The 13,586-nt window shown below is 38.8% G+C and carries 9 protein-coding genes; 5 read left to right on the plus strand and 4 right to left on the minus strand.

Annotation, left to right across the window (positions count from 1 at the left end; genetic code table 11):
• Nucleotides 1-178: 178 nt before the first annotated feature.
• The 3 genes from arsS to ABXZ32_RS05330 all read right to left on the minus strand — a co-directional run bounded on the left by arsS (nt 179) and on the right by ABXZ32_RS05330 (nt 4,217).
• Entirely contained in the window at nt 179-1,234 is a 1,056-nt protein-coding gene (gene arsS, locus ABXZ32_RS05320) for an arsenosugar biosynthesis radical SAM (seleno)protein ArsS (RefSeq protein WP_354617633.1), read from the minus strand.
• Nucleotides 1,235-1,340: 106 nt separating this feature from the next.
• A complete protein-coding gene (locus ABXZ32_RS05325; protein ID WP_354614135.1) occupies nt 1,341-1,676 on the minus strand; it encodes an arsenosugar biosynthesis-associated peroxidase-like protein in 336 nt (111 codons plus the stop codon).
• A 582-nt stretch (nt 1,677-2,258) separates the two neighbouring features.
• Nucleotides 2,259-4,217: an Ig-like domain-containing protein gene (locus ABXZ32_RS05330; RefSeq protein WP_354617634.1), complete on the minus strand. Its 1,959-nt coding sequence runs from the start codon at nt 4,215-4,217 to the stop codon at nt 2,259-2,261.
• 663 nt (nt 4,218-4,880) lie between these two features.
• Here ABXZ32_RS05330 and ABXZ32_RS05335 point away from each other — a divergent pair.
• The gene (locus ABXZ32_RS05335) at nt 4,881-5,876 is read left to right on the plus strand and encodes an NADP-dependent oxidoreductase (protein WP_354617635.1); all 996 of its coding nucleotides are present in this window, start codon (nt 4,881-4,883) and stop codon (nt 5,874-5,876) included.
• A 391-nt stretch (nt 5,877-6,267) separates the two neighbouring features.
• Complete coding sequence (locus ABXZ32_RS05340; protein ID WP_354617636.1) at nt 6,268-7,104, plus strand: patatin-like phospholipase family protein; 837 nt, start codon at nt 6,268-6,270, stop codon at nt 7,102-7,104.
• A gap of 52 nt (nt 7,105-7,156) precedes the next feature.
• Here the strand turns inward: ABXZ32_RS05340 and ABXZ32_RS05345 are convergent, their stop codons facing one another.
• On the minus strand, nt 7,157-8,206 hold the full coding sequence (locus tag ABXZ32_RS05345) for a ferredoxin--NADP reductase (RefSeq protein WP_354617637.1): 1,050 nt from the start codon (nt 8,204-8,206) through the stop codon (nt 7,157-7,159).
• A gap of 476 nt (nt 8,207-8,682) precedes the next feature.
• Here ABXZ32_RS05345 and ABXZ32_RS05350 point away from each other — a divergent pair, with 476 nt between their 5' ends.
• From ABXZ32_RS05350 to porW, 3 genes are all read left to right on the plus strand, one after another.
• Nucleotides 8,683-10,155, plus strand: a complete 1,473-nt coding sequence (locus ABXZ32_RS05350) for a DUF5687 family protein (RefSeq protein WP_354617638.1) — start codon at nt 8,683-8,685, stop codon at nt 10,153-10,155.
• A gap of 29 nt (nt 10,156-10,184) precedes the next feature.
• Entirely contained in the window at nt 10,185-10,880 is a 696-nt protein-coding gene (locus ABXZ32_RS05355; RefSeq protein ID WP_354617639.1) for an ABC transporter ATP-binding protein, read from the plus strand.
• A gap of 143 nt (nt 10,881-11,023) precedes the next feature.
• The gene (porW, locus tag ABXZ32_RS05360; RefSeq protein ID WP_354617640.1) at nt 11,024-13,582 is read left to right on the plus strand and encodes a type IX secretion system periplasmic lipoprotein PorW/SprE; all 2,559 of its coding nucleotides are present in this window, start codon (nt 11,024-11,026) and stop codon (nt 13,580-13,582) included.
• The last annotated feature ends 4 nt before the right edge of the window (nt 13,583-13,586 follow it).

The raw sequence follows: 13,586 nt of genomic DNA on the forward strand, positions 1-13,586 counted from the left end.
TATAGGATTTGGTAAATATTAAAAGACGTATCGCACGATAAAATCGTTATAACGGGTATTTTCTACAAAAAAGGAGCGTTTTTAAAAAATAAACCGACCAATCAGTTGGTAATTGGTCGGTTTAAATCTCGGATAAAGTGTAATTGCACCTTAATTTTACTTTATACAAGGGCCTAAATTAGGCTACTGTACCCTGACAACTGCTCCCTGCACCTGCTGTGCAGCCATAACAATGTTGTGATATAATAATATTTCTATCATTTAGGATATCCTCATTGTAGTCCTTTATATGTTTTACCTTACTGGCAACTTTTAGGTCTAGCATCTGGTTAAAGTCACAATCGTACAACCACCCGTCCCAACTTATAGAAATGGTATTGGTGCACATTACGTTTGCTACCGCGGAAGGATTATAGGCCTCTACTAAGGCATACATATAGTCTTCATAGTTCTCGGAAGCTATCAAATAATCCAAAAAGCGTGCAATGGGCAAATTGGTAATCGCAAAGAGATTATGAAAATCTATGTCGAAATCTTCTTTTAATGCCTTTTTAAAATCACGCTCCAGGGCCGCTTGGTCTCCCGGCAGATAGGCGCCAGAAGGATTGTATACCAAATCTAATCGCAAATCACTATTTGGCATGCCATATCCAACAGCGTTCAATTCCTGTAATGCTTTAATGGATTTGTCAAAAACTCCGTCCCCACGTTGCTTGTCCGTTTTACCTCTAGTATAGTGGGGCATAGACGAAATTACGTGTATGTTGTGTTTTTTGAAAAATTCAGGAAGATCGTAGTATTTTTTATTGGCCCTGATGATGGTCAGGTTAGATCGGACAATAAAATCCTGAATACCTGCTTTGGATGCTTCCTCTACGAACCAACGAAAATCGGGATTCATTTCTGGGGCACCACCTGTAAGATCCAAGGTATGGGCACCCGTATTTCTGATGACCTCTAAACACTGTTCCATGGTATCACGGGTCATAATTTCCTTCCTGTCCGGTCCTGCATCCACATGACAGTGCTCACAGACCTGGTTACACATGTAGCCCACATTGATCTGTAGTATTTCCAATTTCTTGGGTCGAAGGGGGAAATGACCTATCTGGGCAATTTTATCCTTAAAGTATGGGAGTTCCCCCTCTTCGAAGATACCGCCGTTTAGGATATCCAATTGTTTGTTGCCAATTACAAGCTCGTCATGTCTTGCTTTTAAAGATTTTGTTGCCATTTGAATTGTATTCAATATTTAGTACGCACATCCTTGAAAAGATTACAGAAAAAAGAGGCTTTTCTATTCTTATAAACTCAATGCTACGGCGTAGCAATATTTTATTTTACATGGATAGTTTGTCGTACTTTTTCATCATTTGTACACCATGAACTAGGGTTGCCCCACTTTCTATGGCCGCTCCCACATGGACCGCTTCCATCATTTCTTCTTTGGTAATTCCTTTTTGCAATCCATCCTTAGTATAGGAATCGATACAATAGGGACATTTTACCACGTGTGATACTGCCAAGGCTATGAGCGACTTCTCACGGGCGGTCAAAGCTCCTTCCTCGAATACCTTTCCGTAATAGTCGAAAAATTTTGTTCCTAATTCTTCACTCCAATCGGTAATCTTGCCAAACTTCCTTAAATCTGCTGGATCGTAATATGAATCTGCCATTTTTTTATTTTAATGGTTATTGTATTTATATGAATTATCACCGTAATTATATGCAATTCCTTGTAGTTGTCTATGGGAAAAAGGAAATATCTCTGAATTGACGTAACAGCCAGAGATGGGTGACAACATTAACTTCAAGTAAATAGGGCTTATTTGTAATGATACGGACTCATTTTATCAAATTTAAAATTTTGGAGTTTCGTACTTTGTTCAGTTTACATATAAAGTTGTAAGCATACATATTATAGCTATACATGTACCTACGTTAAATAGGTGTTAAGGGTTTGGTCGAACCCCCAACTTTTAAATTACAAGATTTTAAAAAATTTAACAGCTTGTGATTTTTTTAAAGGCGATAAATGAAATTCCTTTAGTTTATGTTGTATTATCCCATTTGGTCTTTCATAAGTAACGTCATAAAATAAAAATATACTTCCAAAATTTTATCTAGAAATTGACTAATTCGATAGCATGGTAAAGAAAATGATTTTGATAGTATAGGTACATAATTCAATTAGATGTTAAAAAAAATCAGCTTCAATATTGAAGCTGATTTTTTTTAATTAATACAGATTTTGATGACTATTCCCTGATAATAGGAATAGTCTGCTTCGAATTTGATGATATAATTGAAAGGTAATATACCCCTTTTGTCTGTTTTCCAATATTGGACAATTGTAAATCAACTTCCGTTTGGGTTGGATTGGCAGTAAATCTTCCTTGTTCGAGTTGAATGCCCAGCGAATTGGTGACGCTATAGGTGTATGAGCCCGAAGTGCCCTCTGGTAGTTTTAGAGAAATTCTCCCATCACTTTTTACTGGATTGGGGTAGGCTAAGGTTTTAGCAGTGGTTGACGAACTGTTGCCAACATTAAAAACAATGGTTGTATTTGCAATTACACTGCCAGAGCCACTGCCTCCTGAATATGCGACAGCATTTAAATTATAAGAACCCACCGGGAGATTATTGGAGGAGTAATTTCCATTCGTATCACCGAATAATGCATAAGGTGCAAAGGACTCCGTCCAGTTTCTCGATAATGCACCGGTAAGTTTAAACACTACACTCTTGGTGTTTGTAGGGGCATTAGCCCTAATATTTACACCTTTAGAATTATTGGAACTCAATGTTGTCCCATTGGAAATTGAACTAATAGTAGAGTTGGTAGTAGAATTGACCAAGTCAAAGCTTATAGTCGGAGTAGAGGGGTTGGAAGGATTGGACGGTTGACCTGAACCAGCAGTAATATTGATGGTTTTGCTGGCCGTTGCTTCTAGATTGTCGGTTACAATAGCTTTTATTTCATGATTACCTGCTGAAATTCCCACAATATTGTGAGGTGTAAAATTTGAACCATCCGTATCTACCAATGAACCGTTTACAAATATTTGATGTTTGGTAATGCTTCCATCGCTATCGCTGGCAGATACCCCAATGGAAACTGTACTACCTACAGTTACTTGCTGCCCGTCAACCAAAGTTGTAAAGTTGACTGAAGGAGCCTTATTGCCACCTGCTGGAGGTGTCGGGTCTGGAGGTGGAGGTGAACTTCCTCCTACAGTGAAATTAACCGTTGCCGAGGTGCTTGCTCCCCTATTATCGGTTACTGTAGCCTTAACGGAATAATTACCTGCACTTAGTTGGTTAAGTTGATGCGGAGTATACGATGAGCCGTCTGTATCAACCAATGAGTTGTTAACATAAATTTCATGCTTTGATATACTTCCATCCGAATCACTTGCTGATAATCCAATGGATAAATTACTACCAACTGAAAAATTCTGCCCATTAGTAATAGTTGTAAAGCTAACGGTAGGGGCTTTATTTCCACCTGTTGGAGGTGTTGGATCTGTTGGTGGTGTAGAGCCTCCGCTACAATTGGTCTGGGCGTTAGATAAATTTTGGGCTTGTGCTGCGGAATAGTTGCTTTCTTTGTAAAGGACCATTCTATCTATCATGTGTCCAGAAGATCTACCGCCTACTTGAATGGAATATACACCAGCTTGGTTAAAAGTGGTGTAAATAACATGTCCATCGTTATCACTAGTTAAAGCAGTCCAATTCCAATCAATCGTACTGGTATAAATTTTGAAATAGCCGCCGGAAGTAGTACCATTTGCTACTGGAGATTTGCCTGAACCTCCTGGGTATACCTTATGTGTTCCCTTTAATCCATAAAAATCAGAGCCATTGATTTTTAGCCAGGAATCGTTGTGTTCAGTAGTGGGTTTAGTACTTGCGATTATACCAATTTTATTTCTCCAAATAAACCGATACGTTCCAGGAGAGTTAATTCTAACGCTATAGCTTATGATAGAATTATTGGGATTGCCAAAAGAATCATTGCCACGATAGGCCAATGCTGAATTGGCCGATGCCCCAGGAATGGATTCCTTTTTCCAACTACCCGCTAGTTTTGATTCCATTTCCAGAATTGCAATTCCATTTTTTTCCTCGAAATCGACTCCAGTACACTGGGCGTAAAGTTGATCATAACAGACCATGTTAATTAGCAGTAAAAGAATAATTTTTATTTTCATAATTCATTGGTGTTAGGTGAGACTTCTATTTATTTAATTATGGATATAAACAATTATAGAGCATATCAAGCCTAGAGCTCTATATGACTTTACACAGCGTTGTAAAAAGTAAATATATCTTAATGAACGACTCTTAAATAAATGTTAATGGGGGAGGTTGCAAATACATACGAAACCCACTGTAATCACCTAACATTCAAAAATTTAACATTAATTATGAGACTTTGGGAATAGTAGCAAATCTAATTCATGGTAAGCACGATATTTAACCTTAAAGCAAATTTTAATAGCTCTTTCAATTGATAAATCTTTGAATTTGTATTTTGCGAGGTTAAGGGAATATGTGAATTAAACTCTGAGATGGTTTAAAAAAAAATTGCGTGGTATTAAGGTCGTTATAAGCTATTGAGTTTTTAATTTGATGTGCACAATTCTTAGTGAATTTTAAGATTTTGTTGTTTTATAATCCCGATATGAGAAATAATCTAAGTCTTATGGTCAATAATGGGGGTAATAGTTATATAGTTTTGTTAAAGGCATTACAGATTGAATGAACTAAGATTTTGTGGCTATCTTAGTATCACAAGTTATTTTCCATTCGATTATGGAGGATATTTAGGTAAGAATAGAAAAAAATTATTCAACAGAACATACAATGAAATTATGAGCAAGACTATTTTACTGGACAACAGACCTGAAGGAATGCCAAAAACGTCCGATTTTAAAATCATAGATGAAAAAACTCCTGAAATCAAATCAGGGGAAATCCTTTTAAAGACAAACTATATCTCTGTAGATCCATACCTAAGGGGCCGCATGAGGGATGTTAAATCCTACATTGCCCCATTTGAGCTACAACAGCCTATTGTTTCAGGAATTGTTGCTGAGGTTCTGGAAACCAAAAACAGCAATTTTGATAAGGGCGATTTTGTTACGGGGAATTTGTCCTGGAAAGAAGAGCAAGTCTCCACAGGCGAGGGTTTAATGAAGGTAGATCCCAAAAAAGCGCCATTATCCGCTTATTTGGGAATATTGGGAATGACCGGACTAACAGCATATTTGGGCCTCACTGAAATTGGTAAGCCTAAAAAGGGAGAAACTTTGCTGGTTTCAGGAGCTGCTGGAGCCGTTGGGAGTGTAGTGGGGCAAATAGGAAAGATTTTAGGATTGAGGGTCGTAGGAATTGCAGGCACGGATGAAAAGGTGGCCCTATTAAAATCGGAATTTGGCTTTGATGATGCCATCAACTACAATACCACTGAGAACATGGTAAAGGCCATAGCCGAAACTTGTCCGAATGGAGTGGACGTTTATTTTGACAATGTGGGGGGCGATATTTCAGATGCCGTATTTTTTAATATCAATAAAAAAGCACGACTTGTTATCTGTGGTGCCATATCTGTCTATAATGAGACCGAAATGCCCAAGAGTATCAGTGTACAGCCTTTTTTAATAAAAAACAGCGCTCTCATGCAAGGATTCATCATTTTTGACTTTGTGGACAAGTACCCAGATGCCATGAACCAATTGGGACAGTGGTTGGGTGAAGGAAAATTATCCTATAAGGAGACCATTGTGGAAGGCTTTGAAGCAACACCCCAAGCCTTTATAGATCTTTTTAAAGGAAAGAATAAAGGAAAGATGATTGTAAAAGTTTAAATCGAACTTTTTACAGTAACTTATTTATCATAATCTACAAGAATATAGATATGCTAGAAAGCCTGTTTTCTATTAAGGGGAACAGGTTTTCTTGTTTTTTGGGACAAAAACATGACATATATTGATAGTTTTAAAAATTGGAAGAGTATTTGATATAAGTTCCTGAACCGACCAGGTAGTCGGTTATATCACTGTTTACTAAAAGATTATTTTGAAATACGGAGGGTTGGCTGAGCGGTTTTAACGCTAAAGTGCTCAAATTGTTTTGATTTGGGCAGTTTTGGAGCTAATAACAGACCAAACAGTTTGTTGTTTCTTGCTCTTTAACAAACCTAAATCAGTGTTTTAAAGAGTTGAAATAGGTATTTTTAGTGATTAGTAAGGCAAATTTTTGTTTGAAGTAGTTGGAATCAAGAAAATGGGTAGTGTAATGGAATTAGAGGAGTTACAATCGAAATCAGTGGGCCTGGTATTATCTGGAGGTGGCGTAAAAGGCATTGCCCACATAGGCATGCTCAAGGCTTTAGATGAATATGGGATCGGTGCAAATGTCATCGCAGGAACCAGTGTGGGAGCTTTGGTAGGGGCACTTTACGCTAACGGAAATTCCGTTTCGGACATGCTTCATTTTTTTAAGGAGACTCCCTTGTTCCGATATAATTTCATGACCATTTTAAAACCAGGGCTCCTGGATACGGAACGCTACTTCGATTTGTTCAAGGCCTATTTTCCAGAGGATTCCTTCTCCAAATTGCATCGCAAACTCCATGTGGTGGCTACAGACCTTCAAAGGGGAGATCAAAAGGTGTTTTCTGAAGGAGAATTGATCAGGCCTTTATTGGCTTCCGCAGCATTGCCCCCACTTTTTAGTCCAGTAAGTATACAGGGAAATTTATATGCAGACGGCGGAATCATGAACAATTTTCCATATAACGAGATAAACGAAACTTCAGATTTTATTATTGGAAGCAATGTTTCAAGTGTAAAAGAAATAGGAAAAGAGGGTATTAGCACCTCATTTCAGCTTGCCAGTAGAACCACGGCCCTAATGATCTATGCCATCAATAAGGAAAAAATTCAAAAATGTGATTTGGTCTTTGAGCCCAAAGAACTGGAACTAATCGGAATCTTGGATAAAAAAGGGATAGAAAAGGCTTATGCCATAGGCTATGAGCACGCTGCTAGGAAATTGGAAGAGGTTTTGGGAAAAGTAAAAGTGCTAAAATAAAAAACACCACTGACGAAGTGGTGTTTTTAGGTTTTTATACTGCTATAATGGTCTATACGTCATCGTAATCTACCTTTAGTGTTGGGGTAATAGGATGCGCCTGACAAGTTAAAATTAATCCTTCCGCTATTTCTCCATCGGTCAAAATCTGGTTTTTCACCATTTCGGCCTTACCTTCGGTCACCCTCGCGATACAACTACTACATACCCCACCTTGGCAGGAATAGGGAGCGTCTATGTTTTCTTTTAGAACGGCATCCAACACCAACGCCTTTTTGTCCATGGAAAAGGTAAATTCCTCATCATCCAAGGTTATTGTAATTTGGGCCTGACCTTCAACGTGCAAGGGCAGCTCATCCATTATTTCGGTTGAGGTAAATAGCTCAAAGTGAATCTTATCCTCCGAAATGCCATCTTCTTTTAAAGTATCGGTAACCAAGTTGATCATGGCTTCCGGCCCACAAAGGTAATAATCATCAAAAATGATATCCTTGTGCTTATTTTTTAAGGTATAATTTATTGTTGAAATATCAATTCGTCCAAAAAGTGAATCCGCCTCCTGCTCCTGGCTACAGATAAAGTGAACAAAAAACCGATTGGCATATTCCAATTGAAGTTTTACCAATTCGGTGTAAAACATGGTCTCTTTGTACGATTTGTTCCCATAGACCAGCATGAATTTGTTCTTGGGGTTACTTGCCAAAACAGTGCGGGCAATGCTAATGATTGGGGTTATTCCACTACCGGCTGCAAAAGCGGCTATGTTCTTTACTTTATCGGTGGGTTTGAAGGTAAACCTTCCTTCAGGGGGCATTACTTCCAATACATCACCAGCGGAAATTTTGGAATTGGCATAGTCCGAAAAACCACCCTTGTCCACTTTCTTCACCCCGATGGTAATATTCCCACAGGTTGGAGAAGAACTGATGGAATAGGCTCTGCGCAATTCCTTGCCCTTGATCTCTTTTTTTATAGTGATATACTGACCGGACGTAAACAAAAAAGTCTGGATGAGGTCCTTTGGAATGGTAAAAGTAATCGCAACGGAATCTGGTGTAAGAGGTTTTACATGGTGAACCGTGAGGGAATGAAAATCTGCCATAGTTAAAATTTCCAGCAAAATTAAGCAAAGACTACTTGATACGAAATTGGAAACTTAAAAATTTACACCTAAAATTAGTAGGTATGCGAAAATTAAGCATATTTGAGTCTATAGATGTGTAAATGGGAAATTCCAATTTGTATAAATTCTATCTTTTTTTAGCTACCGGAAGAGTATTATAAAAAGTACGGGTACGAGATTGTCAAAAAGGTAAAGGAATTGATCAAAGGGGAGCTACCGTGAAAACATTAAAATTCAACATTTTGTCCCTCAAATATCTTGCTGATCAATTTTTTTTACTGGACTACATTTCTTCTTGATCTGATGTGCGATTGCGTTTTATTTAATAGTCATTGTTATCCCTCCAAAAGCTGAACAACTTCTATCAGAGGCCTACCCAGAATATAAATTGACCTAATATTGTAACAATTTGCCTTTAAAAAATACTAACCTCCTAGTAAAACAAACCAACCCTTATGTTTAAGCACTTTATCAACCTGCAATGGAAATCGTTCATCAGGTCTGCTTCCTTCAAGACCAATGTGGCCTTTAAAATTCTTATGGCTTTTGGAGCCCTCTATTTTATTGCGATATTTTTATTTTTGGGGGTAGGAGTATTTTATATCATCGAAAAAGCAGAAATAGGAGATCCGTTGGTCATCGTGAACAAATACCTGATCTATTACCTGGGGATGGATCTTTTTATCAGGTACATGATGCAAAAAATGCCCATTACCAATATAAAACCTTTGTTGTATCTGCCTTTTAAAAAACAACAGGTCGTCAACTATTCCCTGGGTAAGGCAGTGGTTTCCTTCTTCAATATAGCGCATGCTTTCTTCTTTATACCTTTTTCCATTGTGCTCTTGATCGAAGGGTATAATCCTATTGGGGTTATTGGTTGGCATTTGGGAATGCTGGCCCTGATTTACAGTAATAACTTCATTAATATCTTGGCCAACAATAAGGATAGCGTTTTTTATACAGCAGCTGCTATTTTGGTAGTTTTGGGAGGATGCCATTATTTTAACCTTTTTGATATTACGGTTTTTACCGCTCCCTTTTTTGATGCTTTATACAATCTGCCGTGGATAGCCTTGCTTCCTTGGGTATTATTAATAGGTCTTTATATGGCGGCCTACACTTATTTTAAAAAACATATGTACCTGGATGCAGGTCTGGCCGTTAAACAGACAGAAGCCAAGACCGAGGATCTGAACTGGCTGAACCGTTTTGGCAACCTAGGGACATTTTTGAAAAACGATATCAAACTGATCAAGCGCAACAAACGCTCAAGGACCTCGGTGATCATGAGCTTTTTCTTTATCTTTTATGGCTTTCTATTTTTTACAGGGGCAGTGGAGACCTATGAACATCCAGTTTGGCAGATTTTTGCCGGTATTTTTATCTCGGGCGGCTTCCTTTTTAGTTTCGGACAGTTTGTACCCAGTTGGGACAGTTCCTATTATCCCCTTATGATGAGTCAGAACATTAAATATAGGGAGTATCTGGATTCCAAGTGGTACCTCATAGTGATCGCAACAGTAATTAGCACCGTAATAGCGTCCTTTTATCTTTATTTTGGTTGGGAAGCCTATTTAGCCGTCCTGGTTGGCGCTATTTACAATATTGGGGTCAATTCCTATCTGGTGCTTTGGGGAGGAGCCTATATAAAAACGCCCATTGATCTCACCTCCAACAAAAAAGCATTTGGGGACAAACAGGCGTTCAATGCCAAAACACTCTTGTTGACGCTGCCTAAATTATTGTTGCCTTTGGGATTCTATGCCTTGGGCCATTATACGATTAACCCTACGGCCGGCTATATTTTGGTGGCCCTAGCCGGGATTTTGGGATATGCCTTTAAAAACCCTGTATTTAAAATGATAGAGGGTATCTACAAAAAGGAAAAATACAAGACCCTTTTGGCCTACAAACAAACCAACTAACCCATCTTTATTTTAATCAAAATTATACCATGATAACAGTTCAACAACTTACAAAAACATACGGTTCAGCTACCGTTTTGAATATACCACATTTAGAAATCCCTAAAGGTCAGAGTTTTGGTCTTGTAGGAAATAACGGAGCAGGGAAAACCACCCTTTTCAGCTTGTTATTGGACCTGATACAACCTACAACAGGTCAGATTGTAAATCATGAGGTACAGGTGGATAAGAGCGAAGCATGGAAGCCCTTCACTTCTGCTTTTATCGATGAAACCTTTTTAATTGGGTATCTGACACCAGAGGAATACTTTTATTTCATAGGGGAATTAAGAGGACAGAACAAAGCCGATGTGAATGCCCTTTTGGCCGGGTTCGAAGACTTTTTCCATGGAGAAATATTGGGCCAAAAGAAATACTTAAGAGACTTGAGCAAAGGGAACCAAAAAAAGGTAGGGATTGTGGCCACGTTTATCGGAAACCCAGAAGTCATCATCTTGGACGAGCCTTTTGCCAATTTGGACCCGACCACACAGATTCGCCTAAAAGAAATCATTAAAGAACTGACCGCACATAGAGACGTTACCGTTTTGATATCTAGTCACGATCTCATTCATGTTACCGAAGTTGCGGAGCGTATTGTGGTACTCCACAAAGGGGAAATCGTGAACGATATTAAAACCTCTACGGAAACTTTGAAGGAGTTGGAAACCTTTTTTGCGGGGTAGGCGCCAAACTTAGATTCGGAGGCGTAAAGGTGATTTAGTTGTGAGGTATTTTCCTCTATTTAAAAATAAAGGTATTTTTACCGACCAACGGTATAATAAACGGGTTATTTTTTAGTTTAGGATACGTACGAATACCACTTATTTTGAAGCTTCGTTTTAAACTTATATTGGGTATTGCCTTTGGGGGACTGCTATTTAATGCATGTTCCACTAAAAAGGATGCCTTTATCAATCGCAATTGGCATGCCCTAAACACCAAGTACAACGTCCTGTACAATGGGAACATTGCCTTTGAAGAAGGTAGGGAAGAGCTCAATTCCACCTATCAGGATAATTATTGGGAGGTGCTCCCTGTGGAACGATTAAAGGTAACCGATGAAATAAAACTCGATTCCGAAGACAATAACCCTAACTTTTTACTGGCCGAGGAAAAGGCGTCCAAAGCAATTCAAAAGCATAGTATGGATATCAAAGACGAGGAGCGCAATCCGGAAACGGACGAGGCTTTTCTTCTTCTTGGTAAATCGAGATATTTCGACCAGCGGTATATCCCTGCCTTAGAGGCCTTCAACTACATCCTGAACAAGTACACCGAAAGCGATAAGCTTAATGAGGCTACCATCTGGAGGGAGAAGGTACATATCCGGCTGGAAAATGAGGATCTCGCCCTTAAAAATTTAAAACGACTTTTAAAATACGAACGGTTAAAGGATCAGGAATATGCTGATGCCAGGGCCATGATGGCGCAGGCTTATATCAATCTGAAAGCCCCTGATACCGCAATACAACAATTAAAAATTGCCTCGGCCTACACCAAAAAAAACCAAGAAAAAGGCAGGTATTATTTCATCGTTGGCCAACTCTACAATCAATTGGGATATAGGGATAGTGCCAATTATGCTTTTGATAAGGTAATTGCACTGAACAGAAAATCGCCAAGGGTATATATGATCAATGCCCATCTTCAAAAAATCAAAAACACCGAAGTTACCCCTAAGAACAAACAGATCTTGTTCGAATATCTAACGGAACTGGAAGAAAATAGGGAGAACAGGCCCTTTTTGGACAAAATATACCGTCAAATAGCAGAATATCACCTAGAAAACCAATCGGACAGTTTGGCCTTGGCTTATTTTAATAAATCCATAAAGGCTACTAGGAACGAACCTCGATTGAATGCCTTGAACTACGAAAATCTGGCAGAATATAATTTTGACAAAAACGAATATAAGGCCTCCGGAGCCTATTATGACAGCACCCTAACCAACCTTGTCGTAGATTCCAAGAAATACCGTTCCATAAAAAAGAAGTTGGACAATCTGGAAGATGTTATTGCCTACGAGGATGTGGTGCAATATGCAGATAGTGTCATTACCATTTATAAGATGCCAAAAGAAAAACAACTGGCTTATTTTGAAGGGTACATTGCCGATATGAAGGCCAAAGAGGAAGCGGACATCAAGAAGGAAAAGGAAAAGATCACTGCTGGTTTTGCGGCCTTTGTAGATTCCAAAGGGGGTAAAGAGAATCAAGGTAAATTTTATTTCTACAATATCACCAGTTTGGGTTACGGTAAGGCCGACTTCAAAAATAAATGGGGAGACCGCGAGCTGGAAGACAATTGGAGATGGTCCAGTAAAAACATCGCACAACAGACCGGGCAGTCCGATGTGGAGGTAGCAGATGCTGGTGCTGTGGAGGCTCCAGAAATAACGGAAGAGCAAAAATATTCCACGGAATACTATATGGGACAAATCCCAACCAACCCCGAAGTTATAGATAGCCTGGTGACCGAAAGGAATTTTGCCAATTATCAATTGGGGGTCATTTACAAAGAGAAATTTAAGGAAAATCTATTGGCAGCCAATAAGTTCAATGATGTCTTAAAGTCAAATCCAGAGGAGAGACTAGTCCTTCCCTCTAAATATAATTTGTATAAGATCTACCAGGAAACGGGGAGCCCGCTTGCCAATGGCATGAAGCAGGATATTATTGAAAACCATGCAGATTCCCGCTACGCAGTTATTTTGTTAAATCCCGAAGCTGTTTTAGCTGATGCTTCGGATAGTCCCGATGCACGGTATGCGGCTTTATACAGACAGTATGAAAACCAAAATTACTTGCAGGTCATAGCTGGGGCGGAAGAAAATATAAATAGATATACCGGGGATGAAATTGTTCCAAAATTTGAGATCCTAAAGGCAAATGCCATCGGAAGGATAGAAGGATTCGAGGCATTTAAGGAGGCCTTGAACTATGTGGCCCTTAACTATCCGAATAACCCAGAAGGGAAGAAGGCACAGGCTATGGTAGAAGAGCAGCTGCCAAAATTGGAACCCAAAGAATTTTCACAAGAAACAGAATCTATTGGTACAGGGAACTGGAAACTGGTATTTCCCTTTAAGATTCGCGACAATGAAAAGGCCCTCGAGCTCAAGGAGAAATTAGAGAAATCCATCAAAGATTTAAAGTACCGCAACGTAGTTTCCAAGGATATTTATAATTTGGAAGATCAGTTTGTAATCGTGCATGGTTTCAGATCCAAGGAATTTGCACTGGGCTATGCCGAGCTACTCAAAAACAATAAGGATTACCGAATTGCTAATCAGAATTTTGTAATTTTATCCAACAACTATAAAATCATTCAGGTGCACAAAAACCTGGAGGAATATAAAAAGTTGAGATTAACCCCAAAACCCTAGAACG

This window comes from Sediminicola luteus (assembly GCF_040566555.1).
Classification (GTDB): domain Bacteria; phylum Bacteroidota; class Bacteroidia; order Flavobacteriales; family Flavobacteriaceae; genus Sediminicola.